The following is a 23,896-nucleotide window of genomic DNA, read 5'->3' as shown; positions in this document are numbered from 1 at the left end:
GCCACTCAGAGACCCAGCTGCGCGGCGGCCGCGGCGGCGTCCACCGGCACGGTGACCGGCGCGGGCGCACCGGAGATGGCCCACTCCGGGTCCTTGAGCCCGTTGCCGGTGACGGTGCACACGACGCGCTGCCCCGGCTCGAGCTCCCCGGCCGCGGCCACCTTGAGCAGCCCGGCGACCGACGCGGCGGAGGCGGGCTCGACGAAGACCGCCTCGCTGCGGGCGAGCAGCCGGTAGGCGGCGAGGATCTCGCGGTCGGTGACGGCGTCGATGCGGCCGCCGGACTCGTCGCGGGCGGCCAGCGCCTTGGTCCACGACGCCGGGTTGCCGATGCGGATCGCCGTCGCGATGGTGCTCGGGTTCTCCACCACCTGGCCGGTCACGATGGGCGCGGCGCCGGCGGCCTGGAAGCCGAACATCCGCGGCCGCCTCGTGGCCGGGCCGTCGGACTCGTACTCGCGGTAGCCCTGCCAGTAGGCGGTGATGTTGCCGGCGTTGCCGACCGGCAGGCAGTGCACGTCGGGGGCGTCGCCGAGGACGTCGACGACCTCGAAGGACGCGGTCTTCTGCCCCTCGATGCGGTACTGGTTGACGCTGTTGACCAGGCTGACCGGGTAGTCGATCGCCAGCTTGCTGGCCAGCGCGAGGCAGTCGTCGAAGTTGCCCTCGACCTGCAGCAGCTTGGCGCCGTGCACCAGCGCCTGGGCCAGCTTGCCGAGCGCGATCTTCCCCTGCGGCACGAGGACGGCGCAGACCATCCCGGCCCGCGCGGCGTAGGCGGCGGCGCTGGCGCTGGTGTTGCCGGTGGACGCGCAGATGACCGCCCGCGATCCCTCCTCGAGCGCCTTGGTGATGGCCATGGTCATGCCGCGGTCCTTGAACGACCCGGTCGGGTTCGCGCCCTCGACCTTGAGGAACACCTCGCAGCCGGTGCGCCGGGACAGCTCGACGGCGGGCACCAGCGGGGTGGCGCCCTCGTGCAGGGTGACCACCGGCGTCGTGGCGCTGACCGGCAGCCGCGACCGGTAGGCCTCGATCAGCCCGGGCCAGACCGGCGAGACGGCACCGCGCAGCGTCCCCGTCATGACAGACCCTCCACCCTCAGCACGCTGGTGACCCCGCGGACCGCGGGGACCTCCCGGAGCGCGGCGATCGTCGCCGACAGCGCCGCGTCGGGGGCGCTGTGCGTGACGATGACCAGCGTGGCGGCGTCGCCGTGCCCGTCCTGGCGGACGGTGGCGATGCTCACCCCGTGCTCGGCGAAGGCGGTCGCGACGGTCGCCAGCACACCGGGGACGTCGGCCACGTCGAGGCTGACGTGGTACCGGGTGGGCGTCTCGGCGATCGGCCGGGCCGGCAGGTCGGCGTAGGCGGTCGGCCCGGCCCCGGCGGCGCCGGCCACCCGGTTGCGGGCGACGGCGACCAGGTCGCCGAGCACGGCGCTCGCGGTGGGCTCGCCGCCGGCGCCCTGCCCGTAGAACATCAGCTGCCCGGCGGCCTCGGCCTCGACGAAGACGGCGTTGAACGCCCCGCCGACGGCGGCCAGCGGGTGCGACGTCGGGATCATCGCCGGGTGCACGCGGACGGCGACCGACTCGCCCTCCCCGTCCCCGTTGGCCGGCACCCGCTCGCAGATGGCCAGCAGCTTCACCGTGCAGCCGATCTCGGCGGCGCGGGCGACGTCGGTGGCGGTGACCGACGAGATGCCCTCGCGGTGCACGTCGGCGGCGGTGACCGCGGTGTGGAACCCGAGCGACGCGAGGATGGCGGCCTTCGCGGCGGCGTCGAAGCCGTCGACGTCGGCGGTCGGGTCGGCCTCGGCGTAGCCGAGCTCGGTGGCCTCGGCCAGCGCCTCGGCGAAGCCGTGCCCGGTCTCGGCCATCCGGGACAGGATGTAGTTGGTCGTGCCGTTGACGATGCCGACCACGCGCCGGATCTGGTCGCCGGCCAGCGACTCGCGCAGCGGCCGCAGCAGCGGGATGGCCCCGGCCACCGCCGCCTCGTAGTAGAGGTCGACCCCGGCCTTGGCCGCGGCGGCGTGCAGCGCGACGCCGTCCTCGGCCAGCAGCGCCTTGTTCGCGCTGACCACGGACTTGCCGGCCTCGATCGCCGCCTGGATCAGCGTGCGGGCCGGCTCGATCCCCCCGATGACCTCGACGACCAGGTCGACGTCGTCGCGGGTGACCAGGCCGAGCGCGTCGGTGGTGAGCAGACCGGCGGGCACGTCGGGGTGCCGGTCGGGCCGGCGGACGGCGACCCCGGCGACCTGCACCGGGCGCCCGACGCGGGCGGTGAGGTCGGCGGCCTGCTCGTCGACCAGGCGCAGCACCGCGCTGCCGACGGTGCCGCAGCCGAGCAGGGCGACCTTGAGCGGTTTCACGAGCGGGCTCCCACCGGGTGCTCGGGCGCGGGCTGGTCGATCGCCGGGGACGGGGCGGGCACCGCGGCCAGCACCGCGTCCAGGGTGAACACGTCGGACAGTGTCTGACGCCGCACGATCTCGGTGGCGGCGCCGTCCCGCACGGCCACCACCGGCGGCTTGAGCAGGTAGTTGTAGTTGCTGGCCATCGACCAGCAGTACGCGCCGGTGGCGGCGACGGCGAGCAGGTCGCCGGGCTGCACGTCCGAGGGCAGCCACAGGTCGCGGACCAGCACGTCGCCGCTCTCACAGTGCTTGCCGACGACGCGGCACAGCGCCGGCGGGGCGTCGGAGGTGCGGTTGGCCAGCACGCAGGTGTAGCTCGCGTCGTAGAGCGCGGTGCGGATGTTGTCGCTCATCCCGCCGTCGACGGAGACGTAGTTGCGCACCTGCGGCCCGCCGTGGCCGCCGCCGCCCAGCCGGACCGGCTTGATCGTGCCGATCTCGTACAGCGTGACCGTGCCCGGCCCGGCGATCGCGCGGCCGGGCTCGACGGCCAGCCGCGGCACCGGCAGGTCCAGCGCGGCGCACTCGGCGGCGACGACGGTGCGCAGCCGGCGGGCGACGTCGGCGGGGGTGACCGGGTCGTCGTCGGACAGGTAGGCGATGCCGAACCCGCCGCCGAGGTTCAGCTCCCCCAGCACCTCGCCGGTGGCCTGGTGCACCTGCCCCATCAGCCCGACGACGCGGTGCGCGGCGGCCTCGAAGCCGGCGGTGTCGAAGATCTGCGAGCCGATGTGGCTGTGCAGCCCGGACAGGTGCAGCGCGGGCTCGCGGATGACCCGCACGGCCGCGGTCAGCGCGTCCCCGGTGGCCAGCGAGAAGCCGAACTTCTGGTCCTCGTGGGCGGTGGCGATGAACTCGTGGGTGTGCGCCTCGATGCCGACCGTGGTGCGCACCAGCACCGGCACCGGGCTGCCGCCGGCGGCGACCCGCGCCTCGGCCATGGGCACCAGCCGGTCGATCTCGTCGAAGGAGTCGAGCACGACGTGGCCGATGCCGGAGTCGACGGCCAGCTGCAGCTCGACCAGCGACTTGTTGTTGCCGTGCAGCGCGATCCGCTCGGCGGGGAAGCCGGCGGCCAGCGCGACGGCGAGCTCGTTGCCGCTGCAGGCGTCCAGGTGCAGGCCGTCGTCGGCGATCCAGCGGGCCACCTGGCCGCAGAGGAAGGCCTTGGAGGCGTAGTGCACGTCGGCGCCGTCGAAGGCGGCCGCGAAGTCGGCGGCGCGGCCGCGGAAGTCCTCCTCGTCGAGGACGAACAGCGGGGTGCCGTGGGTGCGGGCGAGCTCGGTGACCGGCTTGCTGCCCACGTGGAGCTCGCCGTCGACCCGGCGGGCCGTGCGCGGCCAGACCTGCGGGTCGAGCGCGCCGAGGTCGGCCGGGGGCATCCCGGCCGAGGGCTCGGGGGCGAAGGCGCCGTGGAGCGGCCCCGCCGGGTGGGCCCTCACATCCGCTCCGGAGCGGAGACGCCGAGCACGCCGAGGCCGTTGCGCAGGACCACCGCGGTGGCCGCGCACAGCCACAGCCGCGCCGTGGTCAGCGGCGTCGCCTCCTCGTCGCCGCGGGGCAGGACCCGGCAGGCGTCGTAGAAGCGGTGGTAGGTGCCGGCCAGCTCCTCGAGGTAGCGGGCCACCCGGTGCGGCGCGCGCAGCTCGGCCGCCGAGGACACCACCCGCGGGAACTCGCCGATCGCCCGGAGCAGGTCGTTCTCCCGCTCGTGGGTGAGCAGCCCGGGATCGACGCCGTCCGCCTCCCCCAGCGTGAGGCCGAGGTCGGTGGCGTTGCGCAGCACCGAGGAGATCCGGGCGTGCGCGTACTGGACGTAGAAGACCGGGTTGTCGCTGGTGCGCCGGCTCCACAGCTCGACGTCGATGTCGATGGTCTGGTCCACCGAGGCGCGGGCCAGGGCGTACCGGGCGGCGTCGACGCCGATCGCGTCGGTGAGGTCGGAGAGCAGCACGATCGTGCCCGCCCGCTTGCTCATCCGGACCGGCTCGCCGTCGCGCAGCAGGTTGACCAGCTGGCCGATGAGGATCTCGAGGTGGGTGTCGGGGTCGTCGCCGGTGGCGGCCACCAGCGCCCTGTACCGGCCGACGTAGCCGGAGTGGTCGGCGCCGAGCATGATCACGACCCGGTCGAAGCCGCGGGACCGCTTGTCCAGGTAGTAGGCGCAGTCGGAGGCGAAGTACGTCGTCTCGCCGTCGGCCTTGACGAGCACGCGGTCCTTGTCGTCGCCGAAGTCGGTGGTGCGCAGCCACACCGCGCCGTCGGACTCGTAGACGTGCCCCTGCTCCCGCAGCCGGGCCAGGGCCTTGTCCACCGCGCCGGTGTCGTACAGCGACCTCTCGGAGAACCAGACGTCGAAGTCGACGCCGAAGCCCTCCATCGACCGGCGGATCTCGTCGAGCATCAGCGCGACGCCGCGGTCGCGGAAGGTCTGCCGCTGCGCGTCGTCGTCGCGGTCGAGGGCGTCGGGCACCTCGGCGACGACGGCGGCGGCGATGTCGGCGATGTAGGCGCCGCCGTAGCCGTCCTCGGGCACCGGCTCGCCCTTCGCGGCGGCCTGCAGGCTGCGCGCGAAGCGGTCGATCTGGGCGCCGGCGTCGTTGATGTAGTACTCGCGGGTCACGTCGGCGCCGCTGGCCTGCAGCAGCCGGCCGATCGCGTCGCCGACGGCGGCCCACCGGCTGCCGCCGATGTGAACCGGGCCGGTGGGGTTGGCGGAGACGAACTCCAGGTTCAGCCGCTGCCCGGCCAGCGTGGTGGTCCGGCCGTAGGCCTCCCCCGCGGTGACCGCCTGCACGGCGATCCGCCCCAGCGCGCCCTGCGCGAGGGTGACGTTCAGGAAGCCGGGGCCGGCGACGTCGACCCGGCCGACGCCCGGCTGCGCGCGCAGCTCCTCGGCCAGCAGGTCGGCCACCGCGCGCGGCGGCATGCCGGCGGGCTTGGCCAGGCGCAGGGCGACGTTGGTCGCGTAGTCGCCGTGCTCGGGGTTCCTGGGACGCTCGACGAGGACGTCGTCGGGGACGGCGACGGCGAGCGTGCCGCGCTCGACGACCGCCGCGACCGCGGTCCGGACGAGGTCGCGCAGCTGCTCGGGTGTCACTGCGTCATCGTAGGCAGCGTCCGCGACCCGGCTCCCCGCCGCACCCGAGTTGTCAGGGGGCGCACAGGTGCGCGACCTAGACTCGCGTGCCTGGAGGCAGGCGGGAGGCCTGCCGCGCCGGCGCGCACCCATGCTGCGCCACGACCGGCGGACGCACCACTCGACGAGCACTGAGGAGAAGCACGTGGCCAAGGACCGCAAGCCCGAGGCCGGCCGCGCCGGAGGCGGGTCGAGCCGGTCCGGGTCCGGTGCCCGTCCGGTGTCGACGGCCAAGTCGTCGGCCGGCGGGTCGTCGGCCCGCCCGCCCGCCGGCCGGAACGGGGGCCGCGGCCGCACCCGCCCGCCGACGCAGGTCGTGACGCAGCAGCGGCCGTGGGGCCTGATCGCCGCCGCCGTCGCCGTCGTGGTGTTCGCCGCCGCGGCCATCACCTACGCCGTCGTGCAGGTGCGGCAGTCCGACGCCGAGCGGATCGACGCCCTCGACGAGATCTCCGGCATCCAGAGCTTCGACTACGCCGCCGGCCAGGAGCACGTGACCACCCCGGTCGAGTACGAGCAGACGCCGCCGGTCGGCGGGCCGCACGACGGCGAGTGGGCCGACTGCACCGGCACCGTCTACGACGTCGACATCCGGCACGAGAACGCCGTCCACTCGCTGGAGCACGGCGCCGTGTGGATCGCCTACGACCCGGACGAGGTCTCCGGCGCCGACGTCGAGAAGCTCGCCGAGCTGGTCGACGGCGTCTCCGGCCGGCTGCTGTCGCCCTACGCCGGCCTCGACTCCGCGGTCAGCCTGCAGTCCTGGAACCACCAGCTGAAGGTCGACTCCGTCGACGACCCGCGGATCGAGCAGTTCGCCGACTTCCTCACCTTCAACTCCGAGGTCGAGGGCGCCTACCCCGAGGTCGGGGCCAGCTGCGAGAACCCGACCTTCATCAGCGACCCGCTCGTCACCGGCGAGGGCAGCCGCGGCACGGAGGCCATGACCACCGACGCCCCGACGACGCCGACCGCGGCCGCCGGGTCCCCCACGGAGTGAGCCCGCGATGACCGCCACCGCCACCCGCCCCGGGCAGGAGACCCCCGCGCCGGCGCCCCGCCCGCGCGGCCGCGGCCTGCGGGCCGCGCTCCTGGCCGTGATCGCCGTCGCGCTGGTCGCGCTCGGCGGCGGGCTGGCGGTGGGGCTCGGCATCGGGCAGGAGGCGACGCCGACGGCGGACTCCGTCGACGCCGGCTTCTCGCGGGACATGGCGGTGCACCACCGGCAGGGCGTGGAGATGGCCAACCTGGCCCTCGAGCGCAGCACCGACCCCGAGATCCGCCAGATCGCCTTCGACATCTCCAGCACCCAGACCAACCAGGCCGGGCAGATGGAGGGCTGGCTCGCGCTGTGGGGCCTCCCCCGCTCCGGCGGTGAGCACATGGCGTGGATGGGCGGCGGGCACGCCTCGCACGACACGCCCTCGACCTCCGGCTCCGGCGCGCTGATGCCCGGCATGGCCACCGAGGACGAGCTGGCGGCCCTGCGGTCGCTGTCGGGCACGGCGTTCGACGTGGAGTTCCTCCGGCTGATGATCCGCCACCACCAGGGCGGCTTCGACATGGCGCAGTACGCCGCGGGGAACGCCGCCGAGCCGGCCGTGCGGACGCTGGCCCGCTCCATCGCCGAGACGCAGACCGCCGAGGTGACGACGATGGTCGGCATGCTGACCGCGCGGGGCGGGACGCCGCTGCCGGCGCCCTGACCCGCCGCCGGGACGGGCGGGGAGGGCTGGTAACTTCTCTCCTGCCCCGAGCCCCCGTAGCTCAGGGGATAGAGCACCGCCCTCCGGAGGCGGGTGCGCAGGTTCGAATCCTGCCGGGGGCACACACCGGTGCTAACCGTTGGTCCCGTGAGCGGCTGACCGTTGGTTCCGGGCACGACGACGAGAGGCCCCGCCGGCCCCCTTGAGGGGCGCCGGCGGGGCCTCTCGCGCATTCGGAGGCGATGCGCGTGCCGCGGCGGCGGTGCGCGGGCGCGCCGGCGGCCCGCACCGGGCGGTCGCGGCCGGTCTGCGGGCACGCCGAGCGCCCCGGCGGCCCGAGGTGGGCGCGTCGGGGTGCCGGAGGTGCTGCGGCGGTGCGGTGGGGCGAGGAGTTGTGCCACGGGCTGTGGCACAACCGGCGGCTACGGGCCGGGCGGGCCGGCGGTGCGGGCGGCGGCACCGGCGGCGGCGCGGTCGTCGCCGGCGGCGGCGAGGGCCTTCTGCGCGGCGATGCGGGCGCGCAGCTCGTGCCGCAGCAGGGTGTGCATCCGCGGGCGGCGGGGCCGGCGGGCCGGGGTGGTGCCGGCGGCGGCGGTCTTGGCCTGCCGGGCGGTGAAGGTCTGCATCAGCCGCAGGTTGGCGGCCATCACGATGAACAGCGTCATCAGCGAGGTGCGGGCCAGGCCCATGACGCGGAACCGGCCGCGGGTGAGGTTCTGGCTGGCGTCGTTCTTGACGTTGCCGAAGATGCCCTCGATCCGGTTGCGCCGGTTGATGCTGTCCCACCACTCGGCCGAGCCGTGCAGCAGCGGCTGCCAGAACGGCAGCTCGGCCATGCCGACGCGGGACTTCTGCTGCCCGCAGATCTTCGGCGGCCGCCCGCCCGGCGTGAACACGGTCGGGTCGTGGTGGGCCGCCGCGGCGTGGGCGGCTTGGCCATCGAGGTGGGCTTAATGTCGCAGCGCAGCGCGCCGAGGGCGTGCATCGCCTTGCAGCCGAAGTCCCAGCCGCCGTCGTCGCGGCGGCCGCCGATGGCGTGCAGCGCGTACGGGGCACGCTGGGCGATCCGGGCCTGGTAGGCGAGGATCGCCGCCTTTGACGCGCCGACCTTCGGCGGCTCGAGGTTGCGCAGGTGCGCGGGCAGCCGGGGGCTGAACGGCTGCCCGTCGACGACGATGGCGCCGTTGGCCAGCGGCGCCTTGTTGTTGCCCAGCTGGTGCTCGGTGAGGTGGTGCACGGAGTCGAAGCCGAGGGCGAACACCGGCCAGATCCAGTCGTCGCCGCGGTCGACCTCGGAGGTGTAGAAGCGGTCGGCGAGCAGGTCGCCGCGGGGCCGGTGCGGGCGGCCGGCGGCCTCGTCGGCGCGCTCGTGGTCGGCGACCATCCGGGTGAGCTGCTCCAGCGCGGCGACGCGGGAGTCGGCGTTGGCCGCGGTCAACTCGATCCGCTCGACCAGGCACGGCACGTCGTCCCCGCCGACCTCGGGCACCCGGACGACGCCGTGCAGCCAGTAGCCGTACCAGCCCTCGCCCTTGCCGTTCCACCGGGCGTCGGGGTCACTGACCAGCGCGGGGCGCTTGGGCTGGCGGTGGAACTGATGCGCCCAGGACGGCACGGCGGAGGCGTCGACGGCGTAGGAGCCGGTGTGCGGGGTGTCGGGCAGGGTGGAGTCCAGGCCGCGATCGAGCACGTACCGCAGTCGGGCGAGGCGCTCGAGCAGGACCTCGGCGTGCGCGGCCTCGAGCTCGGCGTGCAGCTGGCGGCGCAGGTCGCGGTTGTCTTCGCCGGGGTGCTCGGCACGGATGGCGTCGTGCGCGTCGCGCAGCGCGGCGACGTTGTGCGGGGAGTCCGGGGACGGGTCGACGGCGTGCGCGAGCTGGTTGAACAGCCGGGAGAACATCCGCTCGGTGACGGCCTCGGGCACGCCGAGGCGGTGCTTGTCGGAGGGGTGCAGCCCGTTGAGCAGGGCGACCGCGTCGCGGATGATCATGGCCTGCTCGGCGAGGGCGAGCAGCAGCAGCGCGACGAGCAGGGTGCGCACGCTCAGCGTGCGGGTCTTGCCGCCGGTGGGCCGGTCGGCCTGGGCGGGCAGCAGCGACTCGAGGTAGCCGATCAGCGGACCGCGGTCGACGGTCGCCTCGGCCAGCGCGACCAGGCTGCGCGGCACCTTCACGACGGTCACCTTGTCCGGACCGGTCAGCGGCGCGTCGTCGCTGGCGGCGGCGAGCGCGGCCCAGCTGCCGGTGAGGCCGCGCCGCACCGGCAGGGTGATCTGCACGTCCCCGTCGTCGAGGACCTCGTCGCCGTGGCCCTCGTCGTCGAGGACCTCGCCGGTGGTCGGGTCGATCCTCACGCCGACTTCCGGCCGGTGGAGGTGCGCGGGGCGTCGAGCAGGGGCACGCGCAGCGCGGGGTGGCGCAGCCCGGGCAGGGTGAGCTGCCCGGCGACCGGCAGCGGGCCGTCGGAGCAGCGCAGCGCGGTCTCGTAGGCGGCGTCGTCGAGCGCGGGCAGCCGGGCGAGCAGGTCGGCAAAGGTCTTCTCCCCGGTCAGGCCGGCGGCGGCGAGCACGCCGGCGAACGGGGCGCCGCCGGCGAGCACGGCGGCCAGCCAGGTGGCGCGCAGTCGGCCGGCGGTGAGCGGGAACCGGTCGGCGACCCGCCAGCCGGTGGCGATGACCAGGTCGCCGATGTCGGTATCGGCGCTCAGGTCGAGCAGCGGCGCGTCGCCGGCAGCCAGCGCGGCGTCGAGGATCGGCGCCTCGCAGGCGCCGAGGACGGGGATGCGCCGCGGGGTGGGGCCGGCGGTGGTGAACACCACCGCGTGCTCGGTGACCTGCACGGCGGTGCCGGTCGCGCCGACCAGGTCGGCGCGCTTGGCGCCGGTGCCGCAGATCAGCCACACCAGCAGGGCGAGCCGCCGGCCCAGGGCCGGCATGCCGTGCGTGGCGCAGAAGTCGAAGACCTCCTCCAGCTCGGCGGCGGTCAGCGGCTCCTGCCGGGGGTAGGCGGTGAACCGCTTCGGCGGGGGCGGGCTGGCCGGGACCAGCGCCCGGCCGATGGTGCGCAGCCGGCCGGCGTAGGAGGAGCCGAACCGGGCGGGCACGGTGTACGCGCTCTTGCCGCGGCCGATCCTGCCGCCGGCCAGCGAGGTGGCGACCGCGGGCGAGCCGTACCAGCCGGGCACGGTGCGGCTGGTGCCCGAGCGCAGGTGCACCCGGGCGTGCACGCCGAGCGCCCAGCCGATGCGGCGGACCTGCTCGCGGGTGCGCGGCGCGAGGGTCGCCATTCCCAGGTGGACCAGGTCGGCGACGTCGGCCCACTCGGCGTCGGTGAGGCCCTCGGGCCGGTAGGCCAGCACCGCGGCGGCGATGCCGGACCTGCAGGCTGCTGTAGACCGGCTTGGCCAGCTGTCCGAGGAGGAGCTGGCCACGGCCGTGGCACGCATCGCCGCCGAGTTCGCCGCCGCGGAGGGCCACCCCGACCCGATCGCCGGCTACCCGCTGCCCACCGCATCACTGCCGGGCCGGCATGCCACGCCGGGGAGCGAGACCGCGGCGGCGTTGACCGCGCTGCTCGCCGCGTACATCGACCCGGCCCTTGCGCCGGTCGGGCGGCTGATGGACGTGCCGCCGGAGGTCGCCGCGCGGGCCCTCGCGCTCGCTCACGGACGTGATCGTCCACGCCGACCCGGGTGGGTCAAGCCGACGAGACGTCCGGCGCAGCAGCCCCGCGGTGCCTGACCACCGACAAGGGGCGTGGGGCTCGACGTCGGTTCCGGTGCAGGTCTCACCCGGCGGAGGCCATCCCCGGAACGCACTTCGAGCAGCGGGTGGCCGAGACCGGCTTCTCCCGCTTCCCGGTCGTCGCGGACGACGGCCGCCCGGTCGGCTAGAGGCGCGGCCTGCCCGTGACGTCTCTCACTGCCGCTTGTGGAAGATACCCCCGGGGGGTACAGCTTGTCTCAGATACCGCTCGGAGGTACCGCCCTGCCTCGCACGCCAGGAGTTCGCGCATGTCCGCCGCACCGCCCGCCCAGCCGCAAGCAGCCGAGGCTTCCTCCGCCGATCGTCGGCTGGGCCTGTCCTTGCTGATCATCGCCACAACCCAGCTGATGCTCGTCCTCGACGACGGCATCGCGAACATCGCGCTGCCCAGCATCCAGGCCGACCTGGACATGCCGGCGGCCAGCCTGCTGTGGGTGATCAACGCCTACGTCCTGGTCTTCGGCGCGCTGCTGCTGTTCGGTGGCCGGGTCGGTGACCTGTTCGGCCGGCGCCGGGTGCTGCGGATCGGCCTGGTCCTGTTCGTCGCCGCCTCGCTGCTGGGCGGTCTCGCGCCGAACGGGACGCTGCTGATCGCCGCCCGCGCGCTGCAGGGCGTGGGTGCCGCGCTGGCCGCGCCCAACGCGCTGGCGTTGATCGCGACCACGTTCCCCGCGGGCAAGCCGCGCAACTCCGCGATGGCGGTCTACGGGGCCATGTCCGCGGTCGGCATCATCGGCGGGCTGCTGCTCGGCGGCGCCCTGACCGGGCTGCTGGACTGGCGCTGGGTCTTCTTCGTGAACGTGCCGGTGGGTCTGGCGGTGCTCGCCGGCACCGGCACCCTGCCCGAGGGCGGCCGTGGCCGGGGTCGGCTGGACACCCCCGGCGCGGTGACCGGCACCGGCGCGATGGTCGCCCTGGTTTACGGTCTCGCCCGCGCCGGCGAGCACGGCTGGACCGACGGGCTCACTCTGGCCGCGTTCGCCGCCGCCGCGGTCCTGCTGGCCGTCTTCCTGATGCTGCAGTCGCGCACCACCGGGCCGCTGCTGCCGCTGAGCCTGTTCGCCGACCGCAACCGCGCCGGGGCCTACGCCACCGTGCTGTTCATCGGCGCCGGGCTGATGGGCAGCTTCTACCTGCTGGCGCTGTTCCTGCAGCAGGTGCTGCAGTACGGAGCCCTGAAGACCGGCGTCGCGTCGCTGCCCTTCGCCGCCGGCATCATCCTGGCCTCGGGGATGGCGTCGAAGCTGGTCGAGCGTCTGGCGCCGCGCGTGCTGGCCGCGCCCGGGCTGCTCCTGGCCGCCGCCGGCATGGCGTGGCTGTCCCGACTGGACGTGGACCCCTCCTACGCCGTCGACATCATGCCGGCGCTGTTCCTCACCTCCTTCGGCCTCGGGCTGGCGTTCGTGCCGCTGACGCTGACTGCCGTGCACCGCGTCGCCGAGGACCGCGCCGGGGTGGCCTCGGCGCTGGTCAACATGGCCCAGCAGATCGGCGCCGCTCTCGGGCTGGCCGTGCTGACCACCGTCTCGACCACGGCCGCCGCCGCGCAGCTGCCCGAGGCCACCCGGGTGCTGCAGCAGGGCCAGGCCGGCGGGGACGTCGATGCCGTGGCCCGGGCCGGCGAGGCGCTGGCGCACGGCTACACCTCCGGCTTCCTCGCCGGAGCCGGCCTGCTGCTGGCCGCCGCCGTCCTCGTCGCCGCGACCGTCACCACCCGCGGCACCCAGCGGGCCGCCCCCGCCACCGGCGAGTCCCAGACGGCCACCGCCTGACGGCCGGAAACCCGCCCACTCTGCACGTGACCGACCGAGGAGCACCGATGGACCACTCCATGCACGACGGGCGCCCGACCGGCACCGCCCCCACCCGGATGGCCGTGTCCGCCACCCTGCACTGCCTCACCGGCTGCGCGATCGGTGAGGTCCTCGGCATGGTCATCGGGACCGCGCTGGGCTGGTCGGACGTGCAGACGATCGTGCTCGCCGTCGCTCTCGCGTTCCTGTTCGGCTACGCGTTCACCATCGGGCCGGTGATGCGCTCCGGCCTGGCACTGCGAGCGGCGATCCCCGTCGCGCTGGCGGCCGACACCGTCTCCATCACCGTCATGGAGATCGTCGACAACGCGGTCATGCTGCTGGTGCCCGGCGCGATGGACGCCGGCCTGGACAGCCCGCTGTTCTGGGGCGCGCTCGCCTTCGCGCTCGCCGTGGCCTTCGTCGTCACCGTGCCGGTCAACCGCTGGCTGATCGGCCGGGGCAAGGGGCACGCCGTAGTGCACCAGTACCACGGCGGCGGGCACGGGTCGCCCGAGCAGCACCCGACCGCCGGGGATCTCCACGGGCGCGACCACCACTGAGCCGCGCCCGACCACGGCGACCGCCGACGGCCTGCGTCCGCCCAGCGGAGGGCGGCCGTCAGGCGCCCTTGAGCTGGTTTCGGCGGGCGTAGGCGCGGGCGGCACGGGCACGGTCGCCGCAGCGGACCGAGCACCAGTGCCGGCGGCCGTGCGTGCGCAGCAGGTACCGGTTGCACGGCGGTGACGCGCACGCGGCCAACCGCTCGGCGTCGGGACCGGTGAGCAGGTCGGCGGCGTCCGCAGCCAGGACCGCCAGCGCGTGGTCGACGATCTGCGTCGTGCGGTGCGGCGGAGTCCGGTGCAGCCCGCGGGCCTCGTCCCACTGCAGCAGGGACGCCGTGGGCACGCTGGTCAGCGCCTCGTTGACGGCGCGCACGGCGGCTGCGGGAGCGGGGAGCCCGTCGATCCGCGACGCCAGCAGCGCCCGGACCTGCTCCCGCAGCGCCCGCAGCTGCGCCGCGCACTGATCCCGCAGGCCGGCGTCGGAGGGTGCGAGGTCGCGCTCGGCCAGCCACTCCGTCGCGGCCGTGGGCGTGCCCAGCAGCTCGAGGAACTGACCTCCCGGCAACGCCACGGCGCTGTTGGCGAAGTCCAGGGCGAGGTGCTGCTCGGCACCCGGCGCCGGCGGCAGGACGCGGTGCGCGGACTCGGCGGTCACGGCCTCCAACATGGTTCTCATGGTACGCCTTGCGATCTTCCGTGAGAACCGTCTACCGTCGCCTCACGGAAGATCCGCTTCATACCCGTGAGGTGTCACCTTGACCGACGTCCGTCCCACCGCCGACCAGATCCCCGTCCGGGTCCTCAGCGGCCCGACCACCCTCATCGAGTACGGGGGCCTGCGGTTCCTCACGGACCCGACCTTCGACGCTCCCGGCGAGTACCCGCTGGGCCCGGGCCTGGTGCTGACCAAGACCGCTCCCTGCCCGGTCGGCACGGCCGACATCGGCGCCGTCGACGCGGTACTGCTCTCCCACGACCAGCACCCCGACAACCTCGACAACGCCGGCCGCGAGCTACTGGCCGACGTGCCGCTCACCCTCACCACGCCCAGCGGCGCCGAGCACCTCGGTGGCACCGCCCGCGGCCTCGCCCCGTGGGACACCGTCGAGCTGCCCCGTCCCGACGGCGGCACCGTGACGGTGACCGCCGCCCCCGCCCAGCACGGCCCCGAGGGCTGCGAGCCGATCACCGGCGAGGTGATCGGCTTCGTCCTGACCGCCAGCGACCTGCCCACCGTCTACGTCAGCGGTGACAACGCCTCACTGGACCTCGTCCGCGACATCGCCGACCGCGTCGGCCCGGTGGACACCGCCGTGCTGTTCGCCGGCGCCGCCCGCACCCCGTTCTTCGACGGCGCGCTGGTCACCGTCGACGGCACACAGGCCGCCGAGGCCGCGCAGATCCTGGGCGCCCGCCGGGTCGTGGCCGCCCACTGCGACAGCTGGGGCCACTTCACCGAGAGCCGCGACGACGTCGCCGCCGCCTTCGCCGCGGCAGGGCTGGCTGATCGGCTGCAGCCCGCCTGACCCCACCTGGGGTGGTCGGGAGCGGCACACGCTGCCCGCCGCCCTGGAGAAGTCGGCCGTGCCCGGACCCGTGGACAGCGACTTTCGCCCGCGGGCCGGGGCACGTCTGCAGCGAGCGTGTAAGAAGTCGGCGGAAAACGTGTAAGAAGTGAGCCGGACGGCATGCTCCGCTGCTGGTCAGAGCAACGGTTAGCACCTCACACACGGACCCACCAGGACGGCCCGGACGGTCTCCCGTCCGGGCCGTCCTGCGTCCCGGCCCGCGGTCAGCGCGCGCGGAAGGGGCGGTAGCCGCCCCCGTACTGGACCGGCGCCGGGCCGGGCCACGCCCCGTCGCCGTCGGTCACCGCCCCCTCGGCCCCCACGCCGAGCAGGGTGCGGGTGACCTGCTGGGTGGAGTCCAGCAGGTCGTCGAGGGCCCGGTCGAGGTGCCCCGCGGTGACCGCGACGACCGGGTCCTGCTCGTGCAGCGCCTCGAGCACGGCGCGGCGCAGCAGCTCCTTGAGGAACGACGCCGTCACGCCCTCGCTGCGGTCGACGGCGCGCGTCACGTCGTCGTCGGTCAGCCGCAGCGGCACCGCCCGGCCGTAGAGGAGCAGCAGCCGCCGGCGGGCCGTGGCGTCGGGGAGGTCGACCTGCACGGCGACGTCGACGCGGCCCGGCCGGGCGGCCAGCGCCGGCTCCAGCAGGTCGGCCCGGTTCGTGGTCAGGACGAACAGCAGGTCGGCGTCGGGCGCCGCGCCGTCCATCGCGTCGAGCAGGTCGAACAGCACGGGGCTGCCGCCGGGACCGAAGGAGCGGTCGGCGGCCACGAGGTCGACGTCCTCGAGCACCACCACGGCCGGCTGCAGCTCGCGGGCGAGCTCGGTGACCGAGCCGACGACGCCGAGCGAGCGCCCGGTGAGCAGCAGCCGGGTGTAGTCGCCCATGCGGCCGAGCAGGTAGCGCACGGTGTGCGTCTTGCCGGTGCCGGGCGGCCCGTAGAGCAGCAGCCCGCGCTTGAGGTGCTGGCCGGCGGCGCGCAGGCCGGCACGGTGCCCGGCCACTCCCAGCGCGTGCCGCTCGACGCGGTCGAGGACCGCCGCGGGCAGCACGACGTCGTCGCGCGTGAGGTCCGGCGGGTCGAGGAAGGTGAGCGCGACCTGGCCGGACGGCGTCGGGGTCACCTCCACCAGCCGGCCCCGGTAGACGTTCAGCTCGCGGCGCAGCCGGTCGAGCTCGGCCAGGACGGCCTGCGCCCGCTGCACCGGCAGGCCGGCCACCTCGACGCTCATCGTCGGCCGGTGCTCCCCCGCCTCCTGCACCAGGAGGACGTAGCGGCCGTCGTCGTCGGTGACGAGCAGCAGCGCCAGGCGCAGGCAGGCCAGCGTCGACCCCGGGCCGTTCGGGAGGTCGACCACCGCGGGCGCGCTCAGCCGCACCGGGGGCAGCGCCTCGCCGGTCATCAGCTGCTGCAGGTCGATGCCGACGTAGTGGGGCGGGAGGACGACGCCGCGCACCTCCACGGAGCGCCCGGGCGCGGCGCTCCACGCGTCGAGCGCGGTCTGCAGGTTGACGTGCTCGAAGGCCGGCAGCTCCCGGGCGACGACCGACTGGCCGAGGCCGGCGGGGCCGAGCGTCCCCTGCACCAGCGCGACGACCTCGTTGCCCGCCGCGGGACCCGACAGCTGCAGCCAGTCGAGCAGAGACCGCAGCCCCGCGGCGAACTCCCTGACCTCGTCCTCCGACGTTCCCGCCACCGCGACCCCGCTCCCCTCGACCCACGTGGCGGCGGAGCGTAGCGATCGCCGGCCCGGCGTGTCGCCGGGGAACCCGGGGCCGGCCCCGCCCGCGTGGCGGGGCCGGCTCCCGCGCTCAGGCGGTCTTCGCCGGGCGGTCGAAGCGCCAGCCCTGCTCCCGCAGCAGCGGGACCAGCCGGTCGACGGCGTCGACGGTCTGGCTGCGGTCGCCGCCGCCGTCGTGCATCAGGACGACGGCGCCCGGGGTCACCCCGTCCACGACGCGGCGGACCAGCTCGTCGGTGCCCGGCGGCTCCCAGTCGCCGACGGCCAGCGCCCAGCCCAGCGGCTGCATGCCCAGCTCCGCCGCGACCTCCGGCGTCTGCCCCCAGCTCCCGTAGGGCGCGCGGAAGAACGGGATGTGCGCGCCGGGCACCGCCTCGCGGATGACCGCGGACGTGGCCTCGAGGTCGGCGCGGATCTGCTCGGGCGTCCAGCCGGCCATGTCGTCGTGGTGCATCGTGTGGTTGCACAGCGTGTGGCCGTCGCGGGCGATCGCCCGGGCGACCTCGGGGTGCTCGCGGACGTGGTCGCCCCACAGGCAGAACGTCGCCTTCACGTGGTGCTCGCGCAGGACCTCGAGCAGGCGGTGGGTGTCCGGCGGGTTGGGCCCGTCGTCGAAGGTCAGGGCGACCGACCGGTCGTCGTGCCGGGTCGTCGTCACGACCTCGGCGGTGGGCTGCCCGGCCTGCGCCGGCGGTGCGGCGGTCAGGAGGAGACCGGCCGTGAGGGCGGGGACGGCGAGGCGGACCAGGCGGGCGGGACGGCGCACGGGAGCTCCTGTCGGCGATCGGCGGGGCGTCTCGGTTCCCGGGAACTTCCGGAACGAGCGCGGCCGAGCGTGGCACCCGTCACAGCCGAGGGCAAGCGCGGACCGGCACCGGAGGGCGTCCCCCGAGGTCGGGACGGCGAGTCGCGGCGGGTCGGGTCAGCGCGGGGCGGCGGTGCTGTCGCGCACGACGAGCCGGGTGGCCAGCTCGACCTTCGGCCCCTCCAGCCGCTCGCCGTTGACCAGCCGCAGCACGGTGCGGACGGCCAGCTCCCCCATCTGCCCGAGGGGCTGGTGCACCGTGGTCAGCGGGGGCGAGGACCACGCGGCCTGCGGCAGGTCGTCGAAGCCGACGACGCTCACGTCGTCGGGGACCCGCAGTCCGCGCCGGCGCACCGCCTCGTAGACGCCGAGCGCCATCTGGTCGCTGGCGGCGAACACGGCGGTCGGCGGGTCGGCCAGCTCGAGCAGCTGCGCGGCGGCCCGGGCGCCGGAGGCGTAGTCGAACTCGCCGGGGACGACCAGCCGCGGGTCCGCCGCCAGGCCGGCGAAGTCCAGCGCGGCCCGGTACCCGTCGAGCCGGGCGCGGGTGCACCACAGCCCGGGCCGGCCGGCGACGTGGGCGATCCGCCGGTGGCCGAGCGCGGTGAGGTGCTCGGTGGCGGCGACCCCGCCGGCCCAGTTGGTCGCGCCGATGGTGGGGACGTCGAGGTCGGGCAGGCCGGCCGGGTCGACGACGACCGCCGGCAGGTGCAGCCCGCGCAGCTCGCTGTGCAGGTCCGGGTCGAGCGCGGTGGTGACCAGGATGACGCCGTCGCTGGCCCGCGCCCGGACGTTGTCCAGCCACAGCCGGGCGGAGCTGCGCCGCCGGTGCACGGCGGAGACGACGGTGCCCACCCCGGCGGCGTGCGCCGCCTGCTCGACGCCGCGGATGACCTCCAGCGCCCACGGGCTGTCGAGGTCGTCGAAGACGAGGTCGACCAGGCCCGCCCGCTCCTCCCGGTGCGGGCCGCGGCGCTGGTAGCCGTGCTCGCGCAGCAGCCGCTCCACCCGCTCCCGGGTGTGCGGCGCGACGTCGGAGCGGTGGTTGAGCACCCGGGAGACGGTGGGCACGGACACGCCGGCCTTCGCGGCGATCTCGGAGATCGTCACGGCATGGCGCTGGGTGTCCGTCACGTCCCCTCCTCCGGGCCGGCGGCCAGCCTACGGCGGTCCCCCGACACGTACCGCCGCTCCGGGCGCCCCACCCCCTGCGAGGAACCGCAGAAGTTCCGGTAACTTCCGGAAGTGACGCGGGCCACAGGGCCGTGCCCGCGCACCGGACGTCCTTGGAGGGACACCGTGAAGCGAGTTCTCCGACTGGCCGCCGCCACGTGCGCCGCCTCCGCCCTGCTGTCCACCGGCGCCCAGGCCTGGGCCGCGCCGGCGGGCGGGGGCACCGGCACCGCTCCCGGCTACGACAAGCAGGACACCCTGCGCCGCCTCGCGCCGCAGGACCTCGTGATCGGCAGCGCCGTCGCCGGCGGCGGGCACCACGTGGACATGCCCTACCCCGACCCATTCCCGAACGACGCGCAGTACCGCGAGGTCCTCGCCGAGGAGTTCAGCTCGCTGTCGCCCGAGAACCAGATGAAGTGGGAGTTCCTGCGCCCGCAGCGGGACGTGTGGAACTTCGGGCCGGCCGACGCGATCGTCGCCTTCGCCCGCGAGAACCACCAGGTGGTGCGCGGCCACACGCTGCTGTGGCACAGCCAAAACCCCACGTGGCTGGAGCAGGGCGACTTCTCGCCCGAGGAGCTGCGCGAGATCCTGCGCGAGCACATCCAGACGGTGGTCGGTCGCTACAAGGGCCAGATCCAGCAGTGGGACGTGGCGAACGAGATCTTCGACGAGGCCGGAAACCTCCGGACCGGGGAGAACATCTGGATCCGCGAGCTCGGCCCGGGGATCATCGCCGACGCCTTCCGCTGGGCCCACGAGGCCGACCCGGAGGCCAAGCTGTTCTTCAACGACTACGCCGTCGAGCACATCGGCGCCAAGAGCGATGCCTACTACGCCCTCATCCGGCAGCTGCAGGCCCAGGGCGTCCCCGTCGACGGGTTCTCGGTGCAGGGGCACCTGAGCTTCCAGTACCCCTTCCCGGACACCCTCCAGGAGAACCTGCAGCGGTTCGACGACCTCGGCCTGGAGACCGCCGTCACCGAGCTCGACGTCCGCATGCCCGTCACGCCCGGCACCGAGCCCACGCCCGCGCAGCTGGAGCAGCAGGCCGACTGGTACGGCCGTACGCTGGAGGCCTGCCTGGCCGTCGAGGACTGCAACTCCTTCACCCTCTGGGGCTTCACCGACAAGTACTCCTGGGTGCCGGTGTTCTTCCCCGCCGAGGGCGAGGCCACGGTCATGGACGAGGACTTCGTCCCGAAGCCGGCCTACACCCGGCTCCAGGAGGAGCTGGCCGAGGCCCGGCCCGGCCGGCAGGTCACCGAGCGCTGACCGTCCCGCCCGTCGCGCCGCCCGGCACCGGTCCCGTCCGGTGCCGGGCGGTCGCGCGTCCGGGGTTAGCGTGCGGAGCATGGAGCACACCGGGGTGCAGACCACCCGTGCCGGCGACGTCGAGCTGGCCTACGAGACCTTCGGCTCGCCCGGGGACCCGCCGCTGCTGCTGGTCATGGGACTGGCCACGCAGATGATCGGATGGCCCGACGAGTTCTGCCGGATGCTGGCCGCGCGCGGCCTGTACGTCGTCCGGTTCGACAACCGGGACATCGGACTGTCCACCCACCTCGACGACGCCGGGGCGCCCGACGTCCTCGCCGTCATGGGCGGCGACCACTCGGGGGTGCCCTACCGCCTCGCCGACATGGCCGACGACACCGCCGCCCTCCTCGACGCGCTGGGCATCGACAGCGCCCACGTCGTCGGCGCCTCGATGGGCGGGATGATCGCCCAGACGCTGGCCGTCCGGCACGCGGACCGGGTCCGCAGCCTCACCTCGATCATGTCGACCACGGGCGACCCCGCCGTCGGCGCGCCCGCCGAGGCCGCCATCGGCGTCCTGCTCGCCCCGCCGGCCACCGACCGGGAGAGCGCCGTGCAGCGTGCGGTCGACACCTACCGGGTCATCGGCTCCCCCGGCTTCGAGTTCGACGAGCACGGGCTGCGGGAGCGGGCCGGGCTGTCGTTCGACCGCGCCCACAACCCGGCCGGCGTCGCCCGCCAGCTGGCCGCGATCCTGGCCAGCCCCGACCGCACCGCCGAGCTCGCGCGGGTCGCCGTCCCCACCCTCGTCGTCCACGGCGAGCACGACGCGTTGATCGACGTGTCCGGCGGCCGGGCGACGGCGGCGGCGATCCCCGGCGCCGAGCTGCTCGTCGTCGACGGGATGGGCCACGACCTGCCGCGCGAGGTGTGGCCGCAGCTGGTCGACCGGATCACCGCGCTCGCCGCCCGCGCCGACGGCCGCTGAGCGCGACCGGGGCCCCGCCGCGGCGGGGCCCCGGGATCGCGGTCAGCTGGTGAGCATGCCGCCCTCCACCGGGATCGTCGTCCCGGTGACGTAGCCGCCCGCGTCGCTGACCAGGAAGACCAGGGCGGCGGCGAGCTCCATCGGGTCGCCGGCGCGGCCGGCGAGCACCCGGCCCATCTGCTGGTCGAGGTAGCCCTCGGGGTACTGGTCGGTCATCTCCGAGGCGAAGAAGCCCGGCGCGAGCGCGTTGACCCGGATGCCCTTGCGGCCGGTCCACTGCTGGGCGAGGTCGCGGGTCAGCCCGATCAGGCCGGCCTTGCTCGCCGCGTAGGCCGCCTGCGGCAGCCCGGCGGTGGTCAGGCCCAGCACGCTGGAGATGTTCACGATCGAGCTGCCCGGCTTCATCACCCGCCCGCAGGCCTGGGCCATCCAGTAGCAGCCGTTGAGGTTGACGTCGATCACCGCCCGGAACTCCTCGGGCTTCTCCCGGGTGGCCGGCGCCGCGGTGCCGATCCCCGCGTTGTTCACGAGGACGTCGACCCGGCCGAACTCGGCCATCGCGGCGTCGACCAGCGCCTGGCAGTCCTCCACCTTCGCCACGTCGGTGCGCACGGTGATCGCCCGCCGGCCCTCCGCCTCGACCGCCTCCTTCGTGGCGGCCATCCGGTCCTCGCGGCGGGCCCCCAGCGCCACGTCCGCCCCGGCCTGGGCCAGCGCCCGCGCGAACACCACGCCCAGCCCCGAGGACGCCCCCGTGACGATCGCCACCTTCCCGTCGAGCCGGAACATGTCCAGGATCGTCCTGTCCGCCACCGTGGTCTCCTCTCCCCTGCTGATCTCGTCCCCGGACCGTAACGGCGCTGTGCGGTAGATCACCGGGCGGGCGGGTAGGGAGGGCCGGCGGGCAGCAGGTCCCAGCCGTAGGAGGTACGTCGATGTCGCCGCAGGACCCCCCGGGCACCCCCTTGTGGCGGCAGGCCTTCGACGCCGCCGAGAAGCGGGTCGCGCCGCACGCCGAGAGCCTGGTGCGGACGCCGTACTTCGCCACCGGCGTCGGGCTGCTGCGCCGGGCGCAGACGCTGGCCCGGGACACCGCCCGCGGCGTCTCCGCGCGCGCCTGGCACCTGGTCAACCTGCCCGCCGGCACCGACCTCGCCCGGCTGCGCGCCCAGGTCGGCGCGCTCGACCGCGAGGTCCGGCGGCTGACCGTGCAGCTGGAGAACGAGCGCCGCCGTCCCCGGACGGCGGACGTCCCGCCCCCCTCGTCCTCGGAGGAAGCCGATGCCGACGGTGCCCAGTCCCCAGGCGGTCCTCGACCGCGTCCGCCGCGACGTGGAGCGCAACGCCCTCCGCGCACGTAACGGCATCAAGCTCGTCGCCGGCGTCGACCGGCCCGGCGTGGGGCTGACGCCCAAGGACGTCGTCTGGGAGCGCGGCCGCACGCAGCTGTGGCACTACCGCAGCGACAAGGTGCGGTACTCGCCGCCGCTGCTGATCGTGTTCAGCCTGATCAGCCGCAGCTACATCCTCGACCTCACGCCGGGGAACTCCTTCATCGAGCAGCTGCTCGACGCGGGGTTCGACGTCTACATGGTCGACTGGGGCGAGCCCGACGCCCGGGACGCGCAGAACCGGCTCGAGGACTACGTCGACGACTACATCCCCGCCGCCGTCGAGCGGGTCCGCGAGCTGTCCGGCGCCGACGAGGTCAACCTGTTCGGCTACTGCTTCGGCGGCGACCTGACCCTGCTCTACGCCGCCCACCACCCCGACGCCCCGGTCCGCAGCCTCACCGTGCTGGCCACCCCGGTCGACTTCACGAAGATGGGGCCGATGGCCGACGTCTTCCGCGGCGGCCTCGAGGTCGACGACGTGGTCGACGAGGACGGCAACGTGCCGCCGCGGGTCGTCGTCCAGGGGTTCCGCACCCTCACCCCCACCTCCGAGGTCACCCGGTACGTGACGCTGTGGGAGCGGCTCTGGAACGACGAGTACGTGCAGGCCTACCAGGCGATGACCGGCTGGTCCGACGACCACATCCCGTTCCCCGGCGCGGCCGCCCGCGAGACGGTGCAGATGCTGGTCCGGGACAACGGGATGGTCACCGACCGGCTGACCGTCGCCGGGGACCCGGTGCACCTGTCGGACATCCGGCTGCCGTTCCTCACCGTGCGCGCCGACCGCGACCACATCGTCCCGCCGGACGCGACCGCCCCGCTGATCGACCTGGTCGGCTCGGAGGACAAGCACGAGCTGCGGCTCAACGCGGGGCACATGGGCCTGGTCGTGGGCCGGACGGCGGCGAAGACGACCGTGCCGGAGATCATCGGCTTCCTGAGGAAGCGCAGCGACGAGGTCGGGGAGGACTGACCGTGGAGGTCGTCGAGCTGGAGTCGGCGCACTGCGACGCGCTGCTGCGCTTCTTCGCGGGCCTGCCCGAGGGGGACCTGACCTTCATCGAGGAGGAGGTCACCGACCCCGACGTCGTCCGGTCCTGGGCGTCGGGCGGCGCGGGCGGACGGCGGTTCGTGGCGCTGGACGGGGACGAGGTCGCCGGCTACGTCGCGGTGCGCCCGCTGCCCGGCTGGTCCTCGCACGTCGGGGAGGTGCGGCTGGTCGTCTCCCCCACCCGGCGCGGCGCGGGCCTGGGCCGCCAGCTCGCCCGGCAGGCGCTGGTGACGGCGGTCGGCGACGGGCTGGCGAAGCTGGTCGTCGAGGTGGTCGCCGAGCAGGGCGCGGCGCTGGCGCTGTTCACCGACCTGGGCTTCACCGGGGAGGCGCTGCTGCGCGACCACATCCGGGACCGCGAGGGCAACCTGCGCGACCTCATGGTCCTGGCCCACCACGTCGACGAGACGTGGGCCGGCATGGCCACCGTCGGCCTGGACGAGGCGCTGGGCCAGGACCTGAGCTAGCAGCCGGCGCGCAGCACCTGCCGCTGTTCCGGCCTCCCTGCAGGGCCTCG

The 23,896-nt window shown here is 74.9% G+C and carries 23 protein-coding genes and 1 tRNA gene; 12 read left to right on the top strand and 12 right to left on the bottom strand.

What is annotated here, in order from left to right:
• Nucleotides 1-5: 5 nt before the first annotated feature.
• From thrC to argS, 4 genes are read right to left on the bottom strand one after another with little or no spacing between them, the layout of a single operon-like run.
• Nucleotides 6-1,085 (bottom strand): threonine synthase, encoded by a 1,080-nt coding sequence (thrC, locus tag ACI79Z_RS17625; RefSeq protein WP_387990073.1) that lies wholly within the window; start codon nt 1,083-1,085, stop codon nt 6-8.
• Nucleotides 1,082-2,380: a homoserine dehydrogenase gene (locus ACI79Z_RS17620; protein WP_387990076.1), complete on the bottom strand. Its 1,299-nt coding sequence runs from the start codon at nt 2,378-2,380 to the stop codon at nt 1,082-1,084. The genes thrC and ACI79Z_RS17620 overlap by 4 nt, the downstream gene beginning before the upstream one ends.
• Nucleotides 2,377-3,867 carry a diaminopimelate decarboxylase gene (lysA, locus tag ACI79Z_RS17615; RefSeq protein WP_456903377.1) on the bottom strand — a complete coding sequence of 497 codons (1,491 nt, stop codon included), beginning with the start codon at nt 3,865-3,867 and terminating at the stop codon, nt 2,377-2,379. The genes ACI79Z_RS17620 and lysA overlap by 4 nt, the downstream gene beginning before the upstream one ends.
• Nucleotides 3,864-5,525: an arginine--tRNA ligase gene (gene argS, locus ACI79Z_RS17610; RefSeq protein WP_456903376.1), complete on the bottom strand. Its 1,662-nt coding sequence runs from the start codon at nt 5,523-5,525 to the stop codon at nt 3,864-3,866. The genes lysA and argS overlap by 4 nt, the downstream gene beginning before the upstream one ends.
• 184 nt (nt 5,526-5,709) lie before the next feature.
• Here argS and ACI79Z_RS17605 point away from each other — a divergent pair, with 184 nt between their 5' ends.
• From ACI79Z_RS17605 to ACI79Z_RS17595, 3 genes are all read left to right on the top strand, one after another.
• Nucleotides 5,710-6,564 carry a DUF3105 domain-containing protein gene (locus tag ACI79Z_RS17605; protein ID WP_387990085.1) on the top strand — a complete coding sequence of 285 codons (855 nt, stop codon included), beginning with the start codon at nt 5,710-5,712 and terminating at the stop codon, nt 6,562-6,564.
• A gap of 7 nt (nt 6,565-6,571) precedes the next feature.
• Nucleotides 6,572-7,270 carry a DUF305 domain-containing protein gene (locus ACI79Z_RS17600; RefSeq protein WP_456903375.1) on the top strand — a complete coding sequence of 233 codons (699 nt, stop codon included), beginning with the start codon at nt 6,572-6,574 and terminating at the stop codon, nt 7,268-7,270.
• Between the two features lie 50 nt (nt 7,271-7,320).
• A tRNA-Arg gene (locus ACI79Z_RS17595) sits at nt 7,321-7,392 on the top strand.
• Nucleotides 7,393-7,692: 300 nt separating this feature from the next.
• On the opposite strand, the gene ACI79Z_RS17590 is transcribed toward ACI79Z_RS17595, so the two are convergent.
• Genes ACI79Z_RS17590 through ACI79Z_RS17580 form a run of 3 tightly spaced genes read right to left on the bottom strand, consistent with a single transcriptional unit; the run spans nt 7,693 to nt 10,627 of the window.
• Nucleotides 7,693-7,959 (bottom strand): hypothetical protein, encoded by a 267-nt coding sequence (locus tag ACI79Z_RS17590; RefSeq protein ID WP_456903374.1) that lies wholly within the window; start codon nt 7,957-7,959, stop codon nt 7,693-7,695.
• Nucleotides 7,935-9,623, bottom strand: coding sequence for a hypothetical protein (locus ACI79Z_RS17585; protein WP_456903373.1), 1,689 nt, complete (start codon nt 9,621-9,623; stop codon nt 7,935-7,937). Before ACI79Z_RS17585 ends, ACI79Z_RS17590 begins: the two co-directional genes overlap by 25 nt.
• Entirely contained in the window at nt 9,620-10,627 is a 1,008-nt protein-coding gene (locus ACI79Z_RS17580; protein WP_456903372.1) for a hypothetical protein, read from the bottom strand. Before ACI79Z_RS17580 ends, ACI79Z_RS17585 begins: the two co-directional genes overlap by 4 nt.
• Nucleotides 10,628-10,637: 10 nt before the next feature.
• Here ACI79Z_RS17580 and ACI79Z_RS17575 point away from each other — a divergent pair, with 10 nt between their 5' ends.
• From ACI79Z_RS17575 to ACI79Z_RS17565, 3 genes are all read left to right on the top strand, one after another.
• The gene (locus ACI79Z_RS17575) at nt 10,638-11,009 is read left to right on the top strand and encodes a hypothetical protein (protein WP_456903371.1); all 372 of its coding nucleotides are present in this window, start codon (nt 10,638-10,640) and stop codon (nt 11,007-11,009) included.
• 272 nt (nt 11,010-11,281) lie between these two features.
• Nucleotides 11,282-12,805, top strand: a complete 1,524-nt coding sequence (locus ACI79Z_RS17570) for an MFS transporter (RefSeq protein WP_456903370.1) — start codon at nt 11,282-11,284, stop codon at nt 12,803-12,805.
• 47 nt (nt 12,806-12,852) lie between these two features.
• Nucleotides 12,853-13,389 carry a DUF4396 domain-containing protein gene (locus ACI79Z_RS17565; RefSeq protein ID WP_387990101.1) on the top strand — a complete coding sequence of 179 codons (537 nt, stop codon included), beginning with the start codon at nt 12,853-12,855 and terminating at the stop codon, nt 13,387-13,389.
• 58 nt (nt 13,390-13,447) lie between these two features.
• Here the strand turns inward: ACI79Z_RS17565 and ACI79Z_RS17560 are convergent, their stop codons facing one another.
• Entirely contained in the window at nt 13,448-14,059 is a 612-nt protein-coding gene (locus tag ACI79Z_RS17560; RefSeq protein WP_387990104.1) for an ABATE domain-containing protein, read from the bottom strand.
• Between the two features lie 88 nt (nt 14,060-14,147).
• On the opposite strand from ACI79Z_RS17560, the gene ACI79Z_RS17555 reads away from it, so the two are divergent.
• Nucleotides 14,148-14,918, top strand: coding sequence for an MBL fold metallo-hydrolase (locus ACI79Z_RS17555; protein ID WP_456903369.1), 771 nt, complete (start codon nt 14,148-14,150; stop codon nt 14,916-14,918).
• Nucleotides 14,919-15,184: 266 nt separating this feature from the next.
• On the opposite strand, the gene ACI79Z_RS17550 is transcribed toward ACI79Z_RS17555, so the two are convergent.
• From ACI79Z_RS17550 to ACI79Z_RS17540, 3 genes are all read right to left on the bottom strand, one after another.
• Nucleotides 15,185-16,657, bottom strand: coding sequence for an AAA family ATPase (locus ACI79Z_RS17550; RefSeq protein ID WP_456903368.1), 1,473 nt, complete (start codon nt 16,655-16,657; stop codon nt 15,185-15,187).
• A 115-nt stretch (nt 16,658-16,772) separates the two neighbouring features.
• Nucleotides 16,773-17,468 (bottom strand): polysaccharide deacetylase family protein, encoded by a 696-nt coding sequence (locus ACI79Z_RS17545; RefSeq protein ID WP_387990113.1) that lies wholly within the window; start codon nt 17,466-17,468, stop codon nt 16,773-16,775.
• Between the two features lie 156 nt (nt 17,469-17,624).
• Complete coding sequence (locus ACI79Z_RS17540; protein WP_387990116.1) at nt 17,625-18,641, bottom strand: LacI family DNA-binding transcriptional regulator; 1,017 nt, start codon at nt 18,639-18,641, stop codon at nt 17,625-17,627.
• Between the two features lie 165 nt (nt 18,642-18,806).
• Between ACI79Z_RS17540 and ACI79Z_RS17535 the strand changes: the two genes are divergently transcribed.
• Together ACI79Z_RS17535 and ACI79Z_RS17530 are read left to right on the top strand one after the other, a co-directional pair.
• Complete coding sequence (locus ACI79Z_RS17535; protein ID WP_456903367.1) at nt 18,807-19,958, top strand: endo-1,4-beta-xylanase; 1,152 nt, start codon at nt 18,807-18,809, stop codon at nt 19,956-19,958.
• Nucleotides 19,959-20,037: 79 nt separating this feature from the next.
• Nucleotides 20,038-20,931, top strand: coding sequence for an alpha/beta fold hydrolase (locus tag ACI79Z_RS17530; RefSeq protein ID WP_387990122.1), 894 nt, complete (start codon nt 20,038-20,040; stop codon nt 20,929-20,931).
• 42 nt (nt 20,932-20,973) lie between these two features.
• On the opposite strand, the gene ACI79Z_RS17525 is transcribed toward ACI79Z_RS17530, so the two are convergent.
• Complete coding sequence (locus tag ACI79Z_RS17525) at nt 20,974-21,744, bottom strand: SDR family NAD(P)-dependent oxidoreductase (RefSeq protein ID WP_387990125.1); 771 nt, start codon at nt 21,742-21,744, stop codon at nt 20,974-20,976.
• Between the two features lie 122 nt (nt 21,745-21,866).
• Between ACI79Z_RS17525 and ACI79Z_RS17520 the strand changes: the two genes are divergently transcribed.
• The 3 genes from ACI79Z_RS17520 to ACI79Z_RS17510 are packed head-to-tail and all read left to right on the top strand — an operon-like array spanning nt 21,867 to nt 23,846.
• Nucleotides 21,867-22,292: a hypothetical protein gene (locus ACI79Z_RS17520; RefSeq protein ID WP_387990128.1), complete on the top strand. Its 426-nt coding sequence runs from the start codon at nt 21,867-21,869 to the stop codon at nt 22,290-22,292.
• Nucleotides 22,213-23,301 (top strand): alpha/beta fold hydrolase, encoded by a 1,089-nt coding sequence (locus tag ACI79Z_RS17515; RefSeq protein WP_456903366.1) that lies wholly within the window; start codon nt 22,213-22,215, stop codon nt 23,299-23,301. Before ACI79Z_RS17520 ends, ACI79Z_RS17515 begins: the two co-directional genes overlap by 80 nt.
• A 2-nt stretch (nt 23,302-23,303) precedes the next feature.
• On the top strand, nt 23,304-23,846 hold the full coding sequence (locus ACI79Z_RS17510; protein ID WP_387990133.1) for a GNAT family N-acetyltransferase: 543 nt from the start codon (nt 23,304-23,306) through the stop codon (nt 23,844-23,846).
• Nucleotides 23,847-23,896 lie beyond the last annotated feature (50 nt).

The sequence above is a fragment of the Geodermatophilus sp. SYSU D00663 genome (genome assembly GCF_054050655.1).
This window is presented reverse-complemented; position numbering and strand designations above follow the sequence as displayed.

Coding starts and splice junctions, on each gene's coding strand:
- thrC (WP_387990073.1), bottom strand. CDS start 1,085: ATGACGGGGACGCTGCGCGGTGCCGTCTCGCCGGTCTGGCCCGGGCTG.
- ACI79Z_RS17515 (WP_456903366.1), top strand. CDS start 22,213: ATGCCGACGGTGCCCAGTCCCCAGGCGGTCCTCGACCGCGTCCGCCGC.
- ACI79Z_RS17590 (WP_456903374.1), bottom strand. CDS start 7,959: ATGGGCCTGGCCCGCACCTCGCTGATGACGCTGTTCATCGTGATGGCC.
- ACI79Z_RS17570 (WP_456903370.1), top strand. CDS start 11,282: ATGTCCGCCGCACCGCCCGCCCAGCCGCAAGCAGCCGAGGCTTCCTCC.
- ACI79Z_RS17560 (WP_387990104.1), bottom strand. CDS start 14,059: ATGTTGGAGGCCGTGACCGCCGAGTCCGCGCACCGCGTCCTGCCGCCG.
- ACI79Z_RS17530 (WP_387990122.1), top strand. CDS start 20,038: ATGGAGCACACCGGGGTGCAGACCACCCGTGCCGGCGACGTCGAGCTG.
- ACI79Z_RS17565 (WP_387990101.1), top strand. CDS start 12,853: ATGGACCACTCCATGCACGACGGGCGCCCGACCGGCACCGCCCCCACC.
- ACI79Z_RS17600 (WP_456903375.1), top strand. CDS start 6,572: ATGACCGCCACCGCCACCCGCCCCGGGCAGGAGACCCCCGCGCCGGCG.
- ACI79Z_RS17575 (WP_456903371.1), top strand. CDS start 10,638: ATGCCGGACCTGCAGGCTGCTGTAGACCGGCTTGGCCAGCTGTCCGAG.
- ACI79Z_RS17520 (WP_387990128.1), top strand. CDS start 21,867: ATGTCGCCGCAGGACCCCCCGGGCACCCCCTTGTGGCGGCAGGCCTTC.